Source organism: Actinosynnema sp. NPDC059335, assembly GCF_042752395.1.
Classification (GTDB): domain Bacteria; phylum Actinomycetota; class Actinomycetes; order Mycobacteriales; family Pseudonocardiaceae; genus Actinosynnema.
This window is the reverse complement of record NZ_JBHYXZ010000022.1, coordinates 53,254-70,454: the sequence shown is the minus strand read 5'-3', so window position 1 is coordinate 70,454 and position 17,201 is coordinate 53,254. Positions and strand designations below refer to the sequence as shown.

Below are 17,201 nucleotides of genomic sequence, written 5' to 3'. Positions count from 1 at the left end.
CAGCGGGGTGGCGGCGAGCCGCAGCCGACACCACCTCGCACGGGAAGGACATGGGTGTGGGTTCTCCACTGATCGCCGACCACCTCGGCTGCTCCGGCAGCCTGGTGTTCGACACCGCCGAGGTCGACGCGGTGCAGCGCAGCCGCCCCGGTGCGCCGCAGGAGCCGATTCGGGTGGCCGAGGACAGCTACCTCCTGCTGTCAGGACCGGTGAAGGGGCCGGTCACCGACGCGTGGGCCCGGCGCATCGCGGTGGCGCTGGAGCAGGGCCGCCACGCCGAGCTGGCCGACGTGCCCGGCGAGCTGTGCGGCTGCCTGGTGACCCCCCGGAAGGTGTTCCTGTTCCGCAACGCCGAGAGCACCGAAGCGCTGCTGTACCGGCGGGACCACCGCTCCGTCCGGTGGTCGACCGACCCCACCGACCTGCTCGACCCCGGTGCCCGGGAGTTCGACGACGAGTCGCTGCTGCGGTGCTGCCACGGGGACGACGTGTTCATCTACGACGGCCTGACCGCGGTCGAGCCCGGTGAGGTGGTCGTGGTCGACGAGCACCGCACGACCGCCGCGCGGTTCGACGAGGTGCCCCCGCTGCCGCTGCCCCGGCGCACCACGTTGCCGGAGTACGCGGAACTCGCCTACGACCTCCTGCTGCGCGAGGCCCGGTCCTACGTCGGCGTCGGCCGGGTCGGCCTGATGCTCAGCGGCGGGCTGGACTCGGCCGCCGTGCTGACCGCCTTCGTCGAGGCCGGCGTGGACGTCGTGGTCTACCACGTGCTGCTGGACGACCCGCTGGCCGACGAGTCGGCGTACGCCCGGATGGTCTGCGAGCACCTGTCGGTGCCGCTGGTGCTGCTGCGCACCGACTACCTGGACGACTTCCTGCCCACCGGGCGCCTGCCCCACCCGTACCTCAACTACGGCGTCCGCTGGCTGGAGCAGCTCGCCGACCGGGTCCGGCAGGACGGCATCACGCGCCTGGTCTGGGGCCGGGACGGCGACCTGCGGTTCGGGCCGCTGACCTACGGGCCGCGCGACGTCCTGTTCGGCGACCTGCGCCTGCGGGAGAAGGCCGTGCTCGGCGCAGGACTGGTGTCCTCGCACTGGGAACTGCCCCGCCTGCTCGACAGCCTCAGGAAGTCGACCTCGCTGCTCAACGACGGCTCGTCCGGCGGCGTGCACCGGGAGGCCGCGGACTTCCTGCCACCGGCGGACGACCGACCCGCCCCGGCGCCGGCCTTCGACGTCAAGGACATGTGCGCGAACCTCGTGGTGTGGCGGCCCCGCAGCATCGTGATGTGCAACCCCCTGGGCAACCGGGACATCCAGCGGCTGGCCAACCGCATGCCCGACGCCTACCGGCTCCTGCCCTACCGCGGTCGCCTGATCAGCAAGCCCGTGCTGCGGCTCATGCTGTCCACCCGGCTGCCCGCGCCGGTGTGGCGGCGCACCGGGCGGGTGTGGCTGGACTGCGTACCCAAGGCGTACACCTCCACGCGCCCCGGGGTGTTCCTGGAGCTCCTCGGCGGCCCCGACTCCCACCTGGTGCGGCGGGGGATCGTGGACCCCCGACGGGTCCCCGAGGTGCTTGCGGACCCCCACCGCCGGCACCGCAACGCCAGGGTCCTGCTGAACTCCGCCCTGACCGAACTGTTCCTGCGCGGCCACGACGCGCCGCGGACGACCGCCTCCGAGAAAGGGCAGAACGTTGCCACTCGTGCGATTGGCTGACCACGTCGTGTTCGACGGAACCGACGACGCCGGCGTCATCCTCGACACCCGCGAGAGCGTGTACCTGGGGTTGAACGCGGTCGGCACGCTCATGCTCCGGGCGGCGCTGCGGTTCGGCTCGATGGACGAGGTGGTCGACCACCTGCTCGACCACGTCGACGCCACCGACGCCACCGTCCGGGCCGGCGTCGGCTCGCTGATCGACCAGCTCGAACAACGCGCGCTGGTGACTTCCGCGCCGAGGGGCGACCGGTGAGCGGGGTCGACTGGGAGCTGTTCGTGGCCGACGCGGACGCCGCCGCACGGCCACCGCGGGTGCCCCTGCGGCACCGCGTGCACGCGGCGGCACGCACCGCGTGGGCCCTGCGGACCTACCGCAGGCAAGGCTGGTCGGCGACGCAACGCCACCTCCGCGCGCTGCGGCCCCGACCGACCGGCTTCGGGTCGCTGCCCCCGGACACCGCCGTCCGGCTCGCCGGGCGGCACGTCTTCTGGTGCCAGCTCGTGGTCCGCGCCCTGGCGCCGCGCGCCGACTGCATGCCGCGCTCCCTCGCGCTGCTGGCCTACCTGTCCACGTTGGGACTCCCGGCGGAGCTGTGCATCGGCAGGGTGATCGCCGGCGTTTCCTCCGCCGACCGCTTCCACGCCTGGACCGAGCTGCACGGCACGGTGCTCAACGACTACGACGACGTCACCATGGGATACCGGGTGCTCCAACGGGTCGCCGTCGTCGGGCACCCCGTCCGGGGTGACGGTTCGTGACCACGCGCCAGGTCGACGCGGCGGAGGCCCTGCAACCCTCCCCGGCACCCACCGCGCCTCCCCCGGCGGGTCACGGCCTGCGCACCCTGCTGCGCCACCTGCGCCCCCAGCGCTCCTGGCTGCTCGCCGCGCTGGTGCTCGGGCTGCTCGGCGCCGGCGCGTCGCTGGCGCAGCCGCTGCTGGTCATGCGGGTGATCGACGACCTCGGCGGCGCGACCACCGGGGTCGTCCTGGCGCTGGCCGGCCTGTTCCTCGGCAGCGCGGTCCTCGGCGGCGTGCAGGGCTACCTCCTCCAGCGCAGCGGCGAGGGCGTCGTCCTGGACCTGCGGCGACGACTCATCGCCCACCTGCTCCACCTGCCCCTGCGCGAGCACGACCGGCTGCGGACGGGCGATCTGCTGGCCCGGGCCGGGACGGACACCGCGCTGCTGCGCGAGGTCGTGTCCTCCGGGGTGGTCGAGGCGCTGGTCGGCGCGGTGGGCCTGGCCGGCTCGGTGCTCATGATGGTCCTGATCGACCCGGCGATGTTCCTGCTCGTCCTGGGCGTGGTGGCGGTGGCGGCCACCCTGGTCGGGATGGCGCTGTCGGGCATCCGCGCCGCCGCCGAGGAGGCGCAGGACCGGGTCGGCGAGATGACCGCCGACCTGGACCGCGCGCTCGGCGCGATCCGCACGGTGCTGGCCAGCCGTGCCCGTGGCCGGGAGTCGGCCGGTATCCAGGCACGGGCGGAGGCCGCCTACCGGGCCGGGATCCGCACGGCGAAACTGGACTCGGTGGTCTCGCCCGTCATGTCCGCGGCGGCCCACGGGTCGTTCCTGCTCGTGCTGGGCGTCGGGGGCGCCAGGGTCGCCGGCGGCACCCTGGCCCTCGGCGAGCTGGTCGCGTTCCTGCTGTACCTGACGATGCTGGTCGCGCCGTTGGTCTCGGTCCTCCAGGCGGCGGCGTCGGTGCAGCGCGGCCTGGGCGCCCTGCACAGGGTCCACGAGGTCCTCGACCTTCCCCGCGAACCCGACGACGGCCCGCCCGCGCCGAACCCGACCGCCTCCCGCGCCGCCGAACTGGTGATCAGCGACGTGTCGTTCGGGTACACCGAGGACCGGCCGGTGCTGCGGGAGGTGTCGCTGACCGTGCCGGCGTACTCCAGGACCGCCCTGGTGGGGCCGTCCGGCACGGGCAAGTCGACGCTGTTCGCACTGGTCGAACGATTCTACGACCCGGACTCCGGCACCATCTCCCTCGACGGGCGCGACCTGCGCGGCATCCGCCCCCACGAGCTGCGGGCCCGGATCGGTTACGTCGAGCAGGAAGCGCCCGTCCTGTGGGGCTCGCTGCGTGCCAACCTCTGCTACGCCGCGCCGGACACGGACGAGGCCGAGCTGTGGCGGGTGCTGCGGACGACCAACCTCACCGACCTGGTCGAGCGGCTGCCCGAAGGGCTGGACTCCGAGGTGGGCGAACGGGGCGTGCGGCTGTCCGGCGGCGAGCGACAACGCGTCGCCATCGCCCGCGCGCTGCTGTGCCGCCCCGAACTGCTGTTGCTCGACGAGCCGACCGCGCAGATGGACGCCGAGAACGAGGCGATGCTGACCGCCACCGTGCGCCGGGTCGCCCGGAGTTCCACCGTCGTGGTGATCGCCCACCGCCTGTCCACCGTGCGCGACGTCGAGCAGATCGCGGTACTCGACCGGGGACGCGTGGTCGCGACCGGGCGGCACGAGGAACTGCTGAGCACCAGCCCTCTGTACCGGCGGCTCGCCGGCCAACTCGTCTGATGCGCCGGCGGGCCGGCGGCTCGGGCCGCTCGCAGTTCACACGACTGCGCCGGCCAGGCTGCCGGTACGCCTGCGGGACAAGGGGCCTGCACGACGGCGTCCCAGCCCTTCTCCAACCCGGCGACGGAGAAGCTGTGGTCGCCTGCGGCCCGGCAGTCTGTGTCCGATCGCGTCGGTTCAGGGCACCGGGTGGAACCTCGACGTCGCACTGGGCCAACCGATCAACCGCGGCTACCTCCACCTCCTCCGCGACCACTGACCCGCCCCGCCCGGCGCACGGCCCGGACATCGCACGGGCCGTGCACCGGACCGGGTTCACGCGGTGAAGCGGTCCTCGACGGCATCCGAGGTGAACGCCCGCCACGCGCGGGTCGAGAAGACCAGCGCACCGGCCGTGCGGTTCTTCGTGTCACGCACCCCGACCAGCGACCCCTCGACACTTCCGCCGACCTCGACGCACGACTGATTGGGATCGCTGTACGTGGACTTGTGCCACCCGGTGAGCACTTCGGCTCCCTGCGGTGACCACCCCGGGACCTCCGGTCCCGGCGACAACGGGTGGATCATCGTTGCTTCCTCTCCTCGTGTGCTGCGTCGGCCAATCACGACGTCAGCAGGAAGGCGCGGGACTGCTCCGGGCCGAGTGCTGCGGCCCTCTGGTGGTCCCACACCGTGAGGTACTCGTTCACCTCCTCCTGATTGGACGTGACATGGCCGTCCTTGAGACCCTCCGCGTGCACCAGTTGTACGGGAGGATCGCTCTCGTAACCGAAGATCGTGTACGTGAAGGCTTGGCCGAAGTAGTAGCCGACGTGCCACGGAACGACCTGGACCTCGACGTTCGGCCGGTCGATGGCGTCGGCGATCGCCTGCTTCTGCTCGCGCTGGATCGTGGAGCTGCCGTCCATGTTGGCCATGCGCTCGAGCGCGGCCTGGTCGATGACGAACCAGAACCGCTGGTCGGTGTTGTCGAGGATCGCCTGTCGCCGTAGCCGGAGCGTCGTGGCCCGTTCGACGTCGTCCAGGCTCATCGACGGCCTGGCCGCCCGGAACAGCGAACGCATGTACGCCTCGGTCTGCAGCAAGCCCGGGATTGTCATGCTGTTGTGCTGCCACAGGTAGTGCGCGCTGGTCTCCAGGTCGACGACCTCGCGCATCGTCCCTTGGAAGCTGGCGCGCAACGCTGTGCGTGACGCGCGCTTCTCCCTGCCCTGTGCCAGTAGCAGCAGGCGTTCCCGCGTCGGCTCGTCGGAGCCGTAGCCCTCGAAGAGCGCCCGGAGATCGGGCAGCGTGATGCTGCTGTCGCCGCGCTCGAGGTTGCCGATCTTGTTCTGCGTGCAGTCCAGGATCTTGCCCGCTTCGGCCTGGCTCATGCCGCGAGCCGTTCGAAGCGCGGCGAGCTTGCGTCCGATGATGACGTCGGCGACGCGCTTGGGGATCGCGGCGGTGGTCATCGAGCCTCCGGTTCAGGCCGTTCTACCTGTGAGCGGAACGTAGCAGGCATGTTCACCCATAAGCTTGAGTAGCGAACTTGTTTAAACGGGTTTACTGTCTGGGCCCGGTTGACGCTTCGGATGGGAGGGATCATGAGCGCGGTTACGCAAGTTACCAGTCCCGCATCATCACCCATCGTCGACACGTCGCCGGCGCGGTCCGCTCCCGGGTCGAGCGCGTTCCCCGATGACTTGCCGACGGGCGGTTCCACGGGATGGTCGGTGGGGAAGTGCTGCTCCCCGGCGATGATCCAGTGGACGGCATGGCCGCCCCAGTACCGGTCGGCGAGCGGGAGGCACCACGGTTCGGCCGGCGACAGGCCGACCGTGGTGCAGCCTGATTCAGGTCTCAGCCCAAGAGACGAAGCCTCGACCGGCTGCGGAGCCTTCGAGGGATGGTCGTGATGGGCATCCGTGCGTTCCGGTGGCTGCCGTACCGCGGGCAGCGTCACGCGATCCCGGACTCCATGGCGGCCAACGACGTGGGGAACACGTTGTGCGGTGTCGATGTCACGGTGCCGCACGACCCGCCGCCCCGCTCCCCCGACGGCTGCTGGCCGACGTGCTGGAGTTGCGACGCAGCGTGGCGCGAGTTCGAGGGCATTCCCGCGTTCCCGCGGCCGCGCCAGGCCGGCGACGCGCCGCGCACGACCGTGGGAGGCCGATCGTGAGGGTCGCGCGGAACAACAACGTCGTGTTCGCCGCGTTGTGCGACCGGCTGTGGTCCGACCTCGACGCGTTGCGCGACGTGGTGCTCGACGGTGACGAGCACACCGTCGCCGACGTGGCACGCACCGAAGTGCCCGGCCTGGCCGCCGGGTTGCAGGCCCTGCTCGCGCTGCACGTGCCGGACGCGAACGGCCACTGCACGCACTGCCGGGCGGGACGCTGGTGGCGCCGCGAACCGGTGCCGTGCCGAGCGCTGCTGGAGTTCCAACTCGCCCGCGACAACGCGACCGGTCACCACCCACGACACCGGCTCTCGACGGCACGATGCCGGGCCGCTCCACCGCGCCTGCCCCGGTGTCGGGCTGCGAGAACCGACCCACCCGACGACGTCGTCGCCTGCTGATCCAGCCGGCCCGATCCGTTTCGCACAGCGCTCGCGCATACCCCGATCACGCTGCCTCCACGTGACCGATGCCCGCAGAGCGCCGGACCGAGCCGGTCGCCGGGGCGGCAGGGCCGCACCCGCACCCCCTGCCGCCCCACCCCTTCAAGCCTCCACTACGCCCGCCTTCCACCAGGAACAGCAGAGATAGCCGCATGATCAAACCCGACAACGCACCGCAGGCCACGACCCGTCGCCACGAGGTGACCGACTGATGGAAGGCACGCCCACGCTGCGTGGCCGCCTGCTCGGCCTCGAACTCCGCCAACTGCGCGACGCCGCCGGCCTGACGGTTGCCGAACTCGCCGCCCGCACCGGGCAGCAAGCCGACGACGTCCGACAACTGGAAGACGGCATCACGGACTCGTGGCACTCAGTCCTGCCCGCCTACAAGCCGCTCTGCGGTTCGGAGTGGAACCACCTCACCAGAGCGGCCCGTCAGGCGAACCAGCCCGAGATGTGGTGCTCCTGGAACGCCGAAGCGACGACCGCTCTGGACCTGCTCTGCCGGACCGCGGAACGTATCGACCTCTTCGCACCACTGGGCATCCACCCGGCCTTCACCCGGCTCGATCCCGAACGGTGCACCGCCTACGTGCTGGAACAGGCCGTCGTGGACCGCGCCGACGTCACGGTGCGCGTCATCCCTTCCGGCGCCGGGCTACACCCCGGGTTCGAGCACCACCCCCTGACCTACTTCCGCATGCCCGACGGCCCCGCCGTCGTGCTCTACGCGTACCTGCACGCCGCACACTTCACCGAAGAGACACCCCACCTGCTGGCCGCGTACACGCTCTTCGACCGCCTCGACGAGTTCCTCGTCCGCCTCGGCCGATAATCGGCAGACCCTGCGGGTGCACCTTGCGATCAGGTGTGCGCGGCGCCGTCACAGGGCCTGCCGCGGTGTGCTGCCCGGGTGGCCACCGCCATCCGAACTCGCGACGGGCATCACACCCTGCAGGAACGGCGAAGCTACCCGGCCGCAGCGGAAACCCCTTGGAACCTGTCCCGCCGGCGATACACAACGCACGTAGGGCAGATGGCGGGGGACCTGCTCGACGGCGAGCCGGAACGGTGGTCGGGGACGATGAACGGGACAGGGTGCGAGACGAGCCGAGGCATCGCTGTCTTCACCGGTGGGAGCGTCGGAACCGCACCTCGGGATGCCCCGCAATCAAGAGCGGACACCTCCGACCGGGGCAGTGACGCAGCACACAGCAGGTTGATCGTGCGTAGTCGGATGGATACTTTCGGTGCATCGACGAGCGGTCCACCCGGTCCGCACCACCGATTGGGGGCGGTAATGTCGCGCAGGCGTGGAAATGGGCCGGCCACGATGGCCTCGGCGCCCGGGACCATGGTGCCGTAGCAAGTCGACCGACATTTCGGACCATTCCTCCCGCCACTCAGGCGGCCACCTCCGCAACGGCAGTCCGGTCAACGCCCGCAGAGTCGGCGGGTTGGCACAGGGGTAATGCCCAGGCGGTCGACTCTGTCTCGACGACCCGACCGCGAATCCGCGACGGCAATCCCCCGGCCTGTGCGTTCGATCGTAGATCGCGACCGTCGTTGCGCCATGCGCTGGGAACAGCGCAACGATGCGGCGCGGATCAAGCCTGCGGAACGCAGTCCGCGCTCGACCGTGTTCCCCACTTTGTTGGGCGAAACCGAAGGGAACTTCAGTGCTGAAACGTGTGCGAATTCTGCTCGGCGCATTGGCGATCGTCTTGTTGGGTGTCGTCTCCGGTGGCAGTGCCGCGCAGGCCACCACCGGGAGCGACCTCGGCAACGTGGGAGTGCTCAGCGCGGAGGTCTGCACCGGCAACGCGGGTCTGGACTACTCGGTGTGCGTGATCGTGCGGGGCACCGGTCTGCACGTGGACTACATCGGGCTGACGCGGCACACCAACGTCGCCGCGTACGCGCCGTGGACCGACTACGGCAAGATCAGCATCGGGAACAACATCTACTACTACCAGAGCACGTACGTCACGGGTCAGCGGACCCAGCGCATCGAAGTCGGCACCAACGTCGGCCTCGACTTCGCCGACGGCATGCAGGTGTGCGGGAACTGGAACGGGTGGCCCGGCAAGAGGCCCTGCGCCACGATCCACAGCTAGACGTCCGATCGGCGGGCGCGGTCCGGTTCTCGACCGCCCGTTCAGGGCTCCGTCCGACGCGCAGGACGGAGCCCTGAACCGCTCGTGCGCCGTCCCCGGCGCCACAGGTGGGCAGCCACGTGCGCGGACCGGCTTCCGGAACACCGGTGTGTGCCATCATGGAGCGGTGGTCCGGGTAGCACAGAGACGCGTGATCGTTCCGGTGGTGATGGCCCTTGTCCTGGGCTGGATCGCCTTCCTCACGATTTCCATCGCACGTGAGCCGGAGCCGGGGGCCGCCTCGTTCGAGGATCTGGCCAGGGATCTGCGAGCCTCGCTGGACAACCGTGACCGCGATGCTTTCGGCAACCTGGTGGACTACCCGAGTTCGGGCATCGACAACTTCACCGACTCGTACTTCGACCGCCTGGACGAAGTGAAGATCAGCGGAACGACGGTGACACCAGGCCGCAGTCGCGGCGGCTTCCCGCAGATCGTGGTGTCCGGCCGTTCGGAGTCCAACGGCGAGGTGAGTTTCGCCCAGGCCGTCGTGGAGAAGGACGGGCGCTGGCTGCTGTCGCCGCTGCCCGTGCCGTAGCCCCGGTGCGGCAGACCACCGCGAAGGCAACCGGCCGGTCTCGGACCGCGAAAGGCGAACTGGCCCTCCTCCACCGGAGCGGATCCCGCCGGAGCACGGCGGTTGTAGGGTGGGTGTCGGTGTGCCGGGAAGTCTGGTCGGCGTCGTGTCGGACCGTTCCCGAGGAGCACTGATGAGCGATCGTGCGGCGCAGACCGCCGTGGGCCCGATGGTGATCGTCGCGGTGGAGCAGGCCGAGGACCGACCGCTGGTGCGCGATGAGTTGGCCGGCCGCCTGCTGCCGGCGGTCGGGAGAGTGGCGGTCGCGTGCGCGCGGTGGCGGCCCGTGCGACGGGCACTCATCGCGGCCACCGAGAAGAAGGTCCCGGGGTTGTGGGCGGGTGTGCTGTGCCGCAAGCGGTACATCGACGACCGGGTGCGCGCCGCCCTGACCACCGGGATCGAGGCGGTGGTGGTGCTCGGGGCGGGGTTCGACACGCGCGCCCACCGGATCGCACGACCGGCCGGGGCGTCGGTGTACGAGGTGGACCTGCCGGTCAACGTCGAACGCAAGCGCGCCCTGATCGCCCGCCTGGGCGCCGAGGTGTCCGCACGGGTGACGCTGGTGCCGGTCGACTTCGGCACCCAGGACCTGGGTGAGGTCCTGGCGCAGCGCGGTTACCGCCGTGGGCAGCGGACGCTGTTCGTGTGGGAGGCGGTGACCCAGTACCTGGACGAGCCGGGGGTGCGGGCGACGTTCGACTTCCTGGCAGAGGCGGCGCCGGGCAGTGAACTGGTGTTCACCTACGTCCGGCGGGACTTCCTGGACGGCACCTCCCTGTACGGCGCGCAGGCCGCCCACCGGGAGTTCGTTTCCGGCAAGCGGTTGTGGCGTTTCGGTCTCGCTCCCGACAAGGTGGAGGACTTCCTCGCACCCTACGGGTGGGCCGCGGTGGAGCAGGTCGGGCCCGCGGAGTACGACGCCCGCTACCTGCGCCCCGCCGGTCGCGCGCTTCCGGTGTCGGAGATCGAGCGGTGCGTCCTGGCGGTGAAGACCTGACCGGCGGCGGGTTCTCGGCTCCGTCGGGTCCGTCATCGCGGTCCGACCCGCGCACGTGCCGCACGGGCACCGCACCACCAGTCGGTCGCCGGACGAATCCGATCCGGGCGGGCCGGCACCGACAGCGATCCCCCGGCCGCGTTCGCGCCGCCCCCGCGCCGGCGCCGGCGTGCTCACGCCGAACCCTGGCGTGTGATCGTCGCTTCCCACAGGTAGGTGAAGCGGTCGATGCGCCAGAGTTGTGCCAGGACCAGCACGGTCGCACCGAACACCGTGGGCCACACCTCCAGGGCGACCAGGCCCCACACGACCAGCCCGAACCCGGCGAGGCCCAGGACGACCAGCAGGCGCAGGACGGCGCGGTGGTCCGGCGCGACCGAATCGCGGTCGCGCAGCCAGGCACGTTCGCCGTGGATGCCCCGCGCGGCCCAGCTCTCGGGGGCGTCGACCGGCGGGAACACTCGCGGGTTGACGAACAGCCACACCACCACGACCCCGATGGGCACCAAGCTCCACCAGCCGATCCAGGCCCGGCTCCACACGGCCGGCAGCAGGGCCGGGATGGCGGCGAAGCGGGTCCACACGCTCCAGGGGTTGGCGTGGCGACGCCACGCCTCGTCGTCCATGCGGAAGGTCTTGGCGACCCCGTCGGCGAAGTCCACGGGTGCTTCCTCCTGTGATCGGTTCCTCAACGGGTGACGTCCTCCAGCGCGGCGACCGCCCGGGCGACGCCGTCCTCGGCGCGGATGTCGGCGCCGAGGTCCCGTGCACGACGGCGCATCGCCGTGTCGTGCACGGCGGTGGCGACGGCTTCGGCCAGCGCGGTCGCGGTGAGGCGTTGTTGGCGGACCGGCGGTGGAGCGACGCCGGCGGCGTGGGCGCGGTGCGCCCAGTGGGGCTGGTCGGCGACGAACGGGCACACCACCTGCGGCACGCCCGCGGCCAGCGCGGCCGCGGTGGTGCCCGCTCCCCCGTGGTGCACCACCGCGCTCATGCGCGGGAACAGCCACTGGTGTGGAGCCTGGTCGATGACGTGGACGTCCGGTGTGGACGGTGTGGTCACGCCCCGGCCGGTGGCCAGCACGGCGCGGACGCCGGCCGCGCGCACCGCCTCGGTGACGATCCGGCCGGTGCGCGCCGTGTCGCGGCCCGCCATGCTGCCGAAGCCCAGGTGCACCGGCGCCGGTCCGGCGGCTAGGAACTCGTCCAGGTCCCGCGGGGGCGTCCACGGGGCGTCGGGCAGGTACCAGAAGCCCGTGGTGCGCACGGAGGTCGGCCAGTCCGGGGCGACGGGCGTGACCAGCGGGCTGAACGCCTGGAGCACCAGCCGGTCGTGGCCGTGCGCATCGTGCAGCAGGTCGTGCGCTCCGCGGCGGCGCGGTAGGCGCAGATGGTCGATCCGCCACCGGTCGGTGATGCCGGCGTAGGCGCGCAGCGTCGCGCTCACCGCCAGGTAGGTGGCACGGTTGAGCGCTTTCGGAAGCCGGGGCAGCGGCAGCATCGGGCACGGGAACGCCGCGGTGGGCACCCAGCCCGGTTGCAGGGCGGCGACCACGGACGGGACGCCCAGCAGCTCGGCGACGTGTTGCGCGGGCAGGGTCGGGGTGTGCACGACCACGTCGGCGGCCGAACCGCGTGCGACGTCGCCCAGATCGCGCAGCACGTCGGCCATCAGCGGCTTGATGCGGCGCGCGGTGCGCACGGCGGTGACCTTGCCCCGCAGCCCTCGGTAGCCGCCGTCCACGGCCTCCCGGAACACGGGGTCGTCCAGCAGCCGGTTGGGTCCTTCGTCCAGCCCGGCGAACTCGACATCGTGCTCGACCGCCACCGCGGCGGTGGACCGCGGCGCGGCCAGCAGGACCTCGTGGCCGGCGTGGCGCAGTGCCACGGCCAGCGCGAGCAGCGGCTGCACGTCGCCGCGCGTGCCGTGGGTGACCAGCAGCGCCCTCACCGCCGCCCACTCCCGTCGAGCCCGGTGAAGGCGCGCAGCCAGTGGTCGTCGGTGAACAGCCCACCGGTGAGCATCTCCAGCCCGGCCCGCGCCCCGCGGGTCGCGGTGGCGGGCTCGGCCGGGTCGCCGCCCAGCAGCCGTCCGACCTGTTCACCGAGCAGCAGCGGAGCGAGCTGCCAGGCCACGTAGACCACCGCCCGCGCCCGCGGGTCCTCCGTCGGGCGCACCCGGCCGTCGGTCTCGCCCTCGGCCAGCCACCGCTCGGTGCGCTCCACGATCCGGTCGAACAGGGCGGTCGCGGCCCCGGAGCCGTCCACCAGGGAACGGGCCAGGTAGCGCCGCGCCGGGGTTGCCGCCGCCAGCACCCGCGCCAACGCCTCCCCCTCCATCCCGTCACCGCCGTCCATGGCCGCCAGCACGTGCTCGTCACACGCCTGCCGCAGGCCTTCCTTCGACCCGAAGTGGTGCACCACCAGCGCCGCTGACACCCCGGCGTCCGCGGCGATGGCCCGCACGGAAGCGCCGGCCACCCCGTCGGCCCCGAAGCGCGCGAGCGCGGCGTCGCGGATGCGGGCTCGCGCGGTGAGATCCGCCTGTGCTGAACACATGTGCAGATCATTGAACGGATGTTCAGTCCGTCGCCAGGGCCGGTCGGGATCTTTACGTCGTCTTTGCGGCCGCCACGCGTTGTCCCACGACAGCGTTAATGGCGCGTCAACGCGCCAGGGTGCGTGTCCGCCCGCCGGCGAGGTGTGTGAGTGTGGGGGCGTGGCGACGGGGTCGAACGTGGTCGTTCGGGTGATCGGGTGAACAGGACCGGTTGGTGGCGGAGACGTGGCCGCCCCGTCGGGGTCGGCCACCCTGCCCGGCTGATCGTGCTCGGGTTCGGGGCCGCCGTGCTGGTGGGCGCACTGCTGCTCGCACTGCCCGCGGCGAGCGAGGCCGGGGAGCCCACCGACCTGGTGACCGCGCTGTTCACGGCGACCTCGGCGGTATGCGTGACCGGTCTGGTCGTGGTGGACACCGCGACGCACTGGTCGACCTTCGGCGAGCTGGTCGTGCTGGGCCTGATCCAGGTCGGTGGCCTGGGCGTCATGACGCTGGCCACGCTGCTGGGGCTGCTGGTGGCACGTCGCATGGGCCTGCGGATGCAGTTGACCGCCCAGGCGGAGACCAAGGCCCTGGGGCTGGGCGAGGTCAGGGGCGTGGTCCTGCGGGTGCTGGCGGTGAGCCTGGCTGTCGAGGCGATCACGGCCGTGGTGCTGACCACGCGGTTCGCCACGGGCTACGGCATGGGCTGGGGCCGGGCTGTCCACGAGGGCGTGTTCCACTCGATCTCGGCGTTCAACAACGCCGGGTTCGCCCTCTACGCCACCAGCCTGACTCCGTTCGCCACGGATGCCTGGGTCGTCGTCCCGGTCATGGGGGCGTTGATCACCGGCGGCCTGGGTTTCCCGGTGTTGTTCGAGATCGGTCGCCGGCTGCGGGGACGGCTGCGCCGCTGGTCGCTGCACGCCCGGATCACGCTGCTGACCTACGCCGCCCTGACCGCGGTGGGCGTCCTGGCGGTCACCGCCATCGAGTGGTCCAATCCCGACACCCTCGGCCCGCACGAGCTGGGGGGGCAAGCTGGTGCTCGGTGCTTTCCACGGCGTCACCCCGCGCACCGCCGGGTTCAACACCCTCGACGTCGGGCAGATGACCCCGGCCGCCCTGCTGGTCACCGACGTGCTGATGTTCATCGGCGGCGGCAGCGCGGGCACCGCGGGTGGCATCAAGGTGACAACGTTCGCCCTGCTGGCGTTCGTCATCGCCGCCGAGGTCCGCGGCGAGCCCAACGTGCACGTGCTCGGCCGTCGCCTGTCCTCCCCGGTGCAACGCCAGGCGCTGACCGTGGCCCTGCTCGGTGTCGGCCTCGTGGCCTCCGCGACCCTCGTCCTGCTGCTGATCACCGGACTGCCGCTGGACGCGGTGCTGTTCGAGGCGACCTCCGCGTTCGGCACCGTCGGGCTGTCCACCGGCATCACCGCCGCGATCCCCCCGGCGGGGCAACTGGTGCTCGTGGCACTGATGTTCATCGGACGCCTGGGCCCGATCACCCTCGCCTCCGCGCTGGCCCTGCGCGAGCGCGCCCGCCGCTACGAACTACCCGAGGAGCGACCGATCGTTGGCTGACCACGACACCGCCCGACCCAACCGCATCGCCGTCATCGGGCTGGGGCGCTTCGGCTCCTCCCTGGCCCGGGAGTTGACCGCGCACGGCTCGCAGGTCCTGGGCATCGATTCCGACCCGGCGCTCGTGCAGCGCTACGCCGACGACCTCACCCACGCCGCGGTCGCGGACTCCACCGACGAGACCGCCCTCCGGCAACTGGGCGTCCACGAGTACCGGCGCGCGGTCGTGGCGATCGGATCGGACCTGGAGGCGAGCATCCTCACCACCGCCCTGCTGGTCGACTTCGACGTCCCCCACATCTGGGCCAAGGCCAACAGTCGCCGCCACGGCCACATCCTGCAGCGCATGGGCGCCCACCACGTCGTGCTGCCCGAGCACGAGATGGGCGAGCGCGTCGCGCACATGGTGACCGGCCGAATGCTGGACTACATCGAGTTCGACGACGACTACGCCATGGTCAAGACCGCCGCCCCGGCGCAGGCCGTCGGGGTGCCCCTGGCCGACAGCAGGCTGCGCACCCGGCACGGCGTCACCGTGGTGGCGATCAAGCGGCCCGGCCGGGACTTCACCTATGCCACCGCCGACACGGTCGTCGAACGCGGCGACATCCTCATCGTCGCCGGCCGCACCCGGCAGGTGGAGGCGTTCGCCGACCTCACCTGAAGCTCCTCGATTCCCGGAGCGCGGTGCCGCCGGGGATCAGGAGCGGGGCAGGACAAGCGGCTCCTCAGGCCGCTCCTCCATCGCCTCGGCCGCGTCCGGTCCCGAGTCGCCGTCCTCGCGGAACGCGAACAACCAGGCCGCCACCAGTGCCCAGCCCGCCCCGGCGAGCGCGAGCACCCAGCTGGACCAGACGACGGCCAGGACCAGGTTCGCCCCGGCGCAGGCGGCGTTCACGGACAAGGCGACGTGGAGCGGTGACAAGCGTCTCATGGCGACTCCGGGAAGGACGAGTTGCTCTGGATCGCCGACCAGACTTCCCGGCACACCACGCCGCCACCGACCGGTGACCGCGCCGCACACCGTATCGGTGCGGATACCGTCCGCGTTACGGCGACCGCGCCCGTCCCGCCTCCGAGATCCGCCGGGCGGGGGCACCGGCTGTTCACGGCGATGTGATCATCGGGTCCGCGCGCCGACACCCACCTCCGGGTACGGTCGGGGTGTTGCCCGCGTGCGGGCATGGTGTGCCGGGAAGCCTGGTCGGCGACGTTGTTCCACCGACCCTCGGGAGCCGCCCGTGCAACGCCGCGCCACCACTCTGTTCAACCGCGGTTCCTGGCCCGAGGCCAAGCGGATCGCCGACATCCTGCGACTGGAAACCGTCGGCGGGGTGATCATGCTGGCGGCGGCGCTGCTGGGCCTGGTCTGGGCGAACTCGCCGTGGGCGCCGACCTACGAGGCGCTGCGCGACTTCGAGTTCGGGGTCGCCTCCCTGCACCTCGACCTGAGCGTCGGGCACTGGGCCTCCGACGGGTTGCTGGCGATCTTCTTCTTTGTCGCCGGCCTGGAGCTCAAGCGCGAGTTCGTGGCCGGGGACCTGCGCGACCCGCGGCGGGCGGCGGTGCCGGTGGCCGCCGCGTTCGGCGGGGTGGCGGTGCCCGCCCTGATCTACGTGCTGGTCAACCTGGGCACCCCGGGCACGGCGTCGGGATGGGCGATCCCGACCGCCACCGACATCGCCTTCGCCCTGGCGGTGCTCGCGGTGATCGGGCGGTGCCTGCCGGCGGCGCTGCGGACGTTCCTGCTCACCCTGGCCGTGGTGGACGACCTGATCGCGATCGTGATCATCGCGGTCTTCTACACCGACGACCTGGCGGTGACACCGCTGCTGCTCACGGCCGTGCCGCTGGCCCTGTTCACCGTGCTGGTGCAGCGGCGGGTCCGCTCGTGGTGGCTGTTGCTGCCACTGGCCGCGCTGACCTGGGGGTTCATGCACGCCTCCGGGGTGCACGCGACCGTGGCCGGGGTGTTGCTGGGCTTCGCCGTTCCGGTCATCCGCCGCGCACCCGGCGAGGGGCCGGGCCTGGCCGAGCACTTCGAGCACCGCTGGCGGCCCCTGTCGACCGGGGTCGCGGTGCCGGTGTTCGCGTTCTTCGCCTCCGGGGTGTCGATCGGCGGGCTCTCCGGCCTGGCCTCCTCGCTCACCGACACCGTCACCATCGGCATCGTCGCCGGTCTCCTGCTGGGCAAGCTGGTCGGCATCACGGCTGCCACGTGGCTGGTCTCCCGGTTCACCCGCGCCGAACTGGACGGCGACCTGGCCTGGGTGGACGTGGTGGGCGTGGCGGTGCTGGGCGGCATCGGGTTCACCGTGTCGCTGCTGGTGGGCGAACTGGCCTTCGGCGAGGGCACCGGACCCTACGACGACGCCAAGATCGGCATCCTGCTCGGGTCGCTGCTGTCCGCGCTGGTCGCCACCGTGATCCTGCGTGCGCGCAACCGCGTCTACCGCCGCATCCACGACGAGGAG

The 17,201-nt window shown here is 71.8% G+C and carries 19 protein-coding genes and 1 pseudogene; 13 read left to right on the top strand and 7 right to left on the bottom strand.

The window, feature by feature from the left end; translation table 11 throughout:
• The first annotated feature begins 56 nt into the window (after nt 1–56).
• Genes ACFXGA_RS10170 through ACFXGA_RS10155 form a run of 4 tightly spaced genes read left to right on the top strand, consistent with a single transcriptional unit; the run spans nt 57 to nt 4,261 of the window.
• Nucleotides 57–1,727 (top strand): asparagine synthase-related protein, encoded by a 1,671-nt coding sequence (locus ACFXGA_RS10170; protein WP_378086219.1) that lies wholly within the window; start codon nt 57–59, stop codon nt 1,725–1,727.
• On the top strand, nt 1,714–1,983 hold the full coding sequence (locus tag ACFXGA_RS10165) for a PqqD family protein (RefSeq protein ID WP_378086217.1): 270 nt from the start codon (nt 1,714–1,716) through the stop codon (nt 1,981–1,983). The genes ACFXGA_RS10170 and ACFXGA_RS10165 overlap by 14 nt, the downstream gene beginning before the upstream one ends.
• Nucleotides 1,980–2,489 (top strand): lasso peptide biosynthesis B2 protein, encoded by a 510-nt coding sequence (locus ACFXGA_RS10160; RefSeq protein WP_378086214.1) that lies wholly within the window; start codon nt 1,980–1,982, stop codon nt 2,487–2,489. The genes ACFXGA_RS10165 and ACFXGA_RS10160 overlap by 4 nt, the downstream gene beginning before the upstream one ends.
• Entirely contained in the window at nt 2,486–4,261 is a 1,776-nt protein-coding gene (locus ACFXGA_RS10155; RefSeq protein WP_378086212.1) for an ABC transporter ATP-binding protein, read from the top strand. Before ACFXGA_RS10160 ends, ACFXGA_RS10155 begins: the two co-directional genes overlap by 4 nt.
• 315 nt (nt 4,262–4,576) lie before the next feature.
• On the opposite strand, the gene ACFXGA_RS10150 is transcribed toward ACFXGA_RS10155, so the two are convergent.
• Genes ACFXGA_RS10150 through ACFXGA_RS10140 form a run of 3 tightly spaced genes read right to left on the bottom strand, consistent with a single transcriptional unit; the run spans nt 4,577 to nt 6,206 of the window.
• A complete protein-coding gene (locus ACFXGA_RS10150) occupies nt 4,577–4,828 on the bottom strand; it encodes a DUF397 domain-containing protein (protein WP_378086210.1) in 252 nt (83 codons plus the stop codon).
• Between the two features lie 35 nt (nt 4,829–4,863).
• Nucleotides 4,864–5,715, bottom strand: coding sequence for a helix-turn-helix domain-containing protein (locus tag ACFXGA_RS10145; protein ID WP_378086208.1), 852 nt, complete (start codon nt 5,713–5,715; stop codon nt 4,864–4,866).
• Complete coding sequence (locus ACFXGA_RS10140) at nt 5,712–6,206, bottom strand: hypothetical protein (RefSeq protein WP_378086237.1); 495 nt, start codon at nt 6,204–6,206, stop codon at nt 5,712–5,714. Before ACFXGA_RS10140 ends, ACFXGA_RS10145 begins: the two co-directional genes overlap by 4 nt.
• On the opposite strand from ACFXGA_RS10140, the gene ACFXGA_RS10135 reads away from it, so the two are divergent.
• The 6 genes from ACFXGA_RS10135 to ACFXGA_RS10110 all read left to right on the top strand — a co-directional run bounded on the left by ACFXGA_RS10135 (nt 6,150) and on the right by ACFXGA_RS10110 (nt 10,601).
• Nucleotides 6,150–6,425 carry a zinc finger protein gene (locus ACFXGA_RS10135; protein ID WP_378086206.1) on the top strand — a complete coding sequence of 92 codons (276 nt, stop codon included), beginning with the start codon at nt 6,150–6,152 and terminating at the stop codon, nt 6,423–6,425. The two genes, ACFXGA_RS10140 and ACFXGA_RS10135, sit on opposite strands and share 57 nt — an antisense overlap.
• Nucleotides 6,422–6,826, top strand: coding sequence for a hypothetical protein (locus ACFXGA_RS10130; protein WP_378086204.1), 405 nt, complete (start codon nt 6,422–6,424; stop codon nt 6,824–6,826). Before ACFXGA_RS10135 ends, ACFXGA_RS10130 begins: the two co-directional genes overlap by 4 nt.
• 253 nt (nt 6,827–7,079) lie before the next feature.
• Nucleotides 7,080–7,703, top strand: coding sequence for a Scr1 family TA system antitoxin-like transcriptional regulator (locus ACFXGA_RS10125; RefSeq protein WP_378086201.1), 624 nt, complete (start codon nt 7,080–7,082; stop codon nt 7,701–7,703).
• 844 nt (nt 7,704–8,547) lie between these two features.
• A complete protein-coding gene (locus tag ACFXGA_RS10120) occupies nt 8,548–8,985 on the top strand; it encodes a hypothetical protein (RefSeq protein WP_378086199.1) in 438 nt (145 codons plus the stop codon).
• Between the two features lie 190 nt (nt 8,986–9,175).
• A complete protein-coding gene (locus ACFXGA_RS10115) occupies nt 9,176–9,562 on the top strand; it encodes a hypothetical protein (protein ID WP_378086197.1) in 387 nt (128 codons plus the stop codon).
• A 172-nt stretch (nt 9,563–9,734) separates the two neighbouring features.
• Complete coding sequence (locus tag ACFXGA_RS10110; RefSeq protein ID WP_378086195.1) at nt 9,735–10,601, top strand: SAM-dependent methyltransferase; 867 nt, start codon at nt 9,735–9,737, stop codon at nt 10,599–10,601.
• A gap of 173 nt (nt 10,602–10,774) precedes the next feature.
• Here the strand turns inward: ACFXGA_RS10110 and ACFXGA_RS10105 are convergent, their stop codons facing one another.
• From ACFXGA_RS10105 to ACFXGA_RS10095, 3 genes are read right to left on the bottom strand one after another with little or no spacing between them, the layout of a single operon-like run.
• The gene (locus ACFXGA_RS10105) at nt 10,775–11,293 is read right to left on the bottom strand and encodes a DUF6653 family protein (RefSeq protein WP_378086193.1); all 519 of its coding nucleotides are present in this window, start codon (nt 11,291–11,293) and stop codon (nt 10,775–10,777) included.
• Nucleotides 11,290–12,552 (bottom strand): glycosyltransferase, encoded by a 1,263-nt coding sequence (locus ACFXGA_RS10100; protein ID WP_378086191.1) that lies wholly within the window; start codon nt 12,550–12,552, stop codon nt 11,290–11,292. Before ACFXGA_RS10100 ends, ACFXGA_RS10105 begins: the two co-directional genes overlap by 4 nt.
• Entirely contained in the window at nt 12,549–13,160 is a 612-nt protein-coding gene (locus tag ACFXGA_RS10095; protein WP_378086189.1) for a TetR family transcriptional regulator, read from the bottom strand. Before ACFXGA_RS10095 ends, ACFXGA_RS10100 begins: the two co-directional genes overlap by 4 nt.
• 267 nt (nt 13,161–13,427) lie before the next feature.
• On the opposite strand from ACFXGA_RS10095, the pseudogene ACFXGA_RS10090 reads away from it, so the two are divergent.
• Nucleotides 13,428–14,727 (top strand): annotated as a pseudogene (locus ACFXGA_RS10090) (TrkH family potassium uptake protein).
• Nucleotides 14,720–15,391, top strand: coding sequence for a potassium channel family protein (locus ACFXGA_RS10085; RefSeq protein ID WP_378086187.1), 672 nt, complete (start codon nt 14,720–14,722; stop codon nt 15,389–15,391). Before ACFXGA_RS10090 ends, ACFXGA_RS10085 begins: the two are co-directional and overlap by 8 nt.
• A gap of 36 nt (nt 15,392–15,427) precedes the next feature.
• Here ACFXGA_RS10085 and ACFXGA_RS10080 read toward each other — a convergent pair whose 3' ends face one another.
• Nucleotides 15,428–15,661: a hypothetical protein gene (locus ACFXGA_RS10080; protein ID WP_378086185.1), complete on the bottom strand. Its 234-nt coding sequence runs from the start codon at nt 15,659–15,661 to the stop codon at nt 15,428–15,430.
• A 307-nt stretch (nt 15,662–15,968) separates the two neighbouring features.
• Between ACFXGA_RS10080 and nhaA the strand changes: the two genes are divergently transcribed.
• Nucleotides 15,969–17,201 (top strand): Na+/H+ antiporter NhaA (nhaA, locus tag ACFXGA_RS10075; protein WP_378086183.1); only part of this gene is annotated, 1,233 nt, incomplete at its 3' end.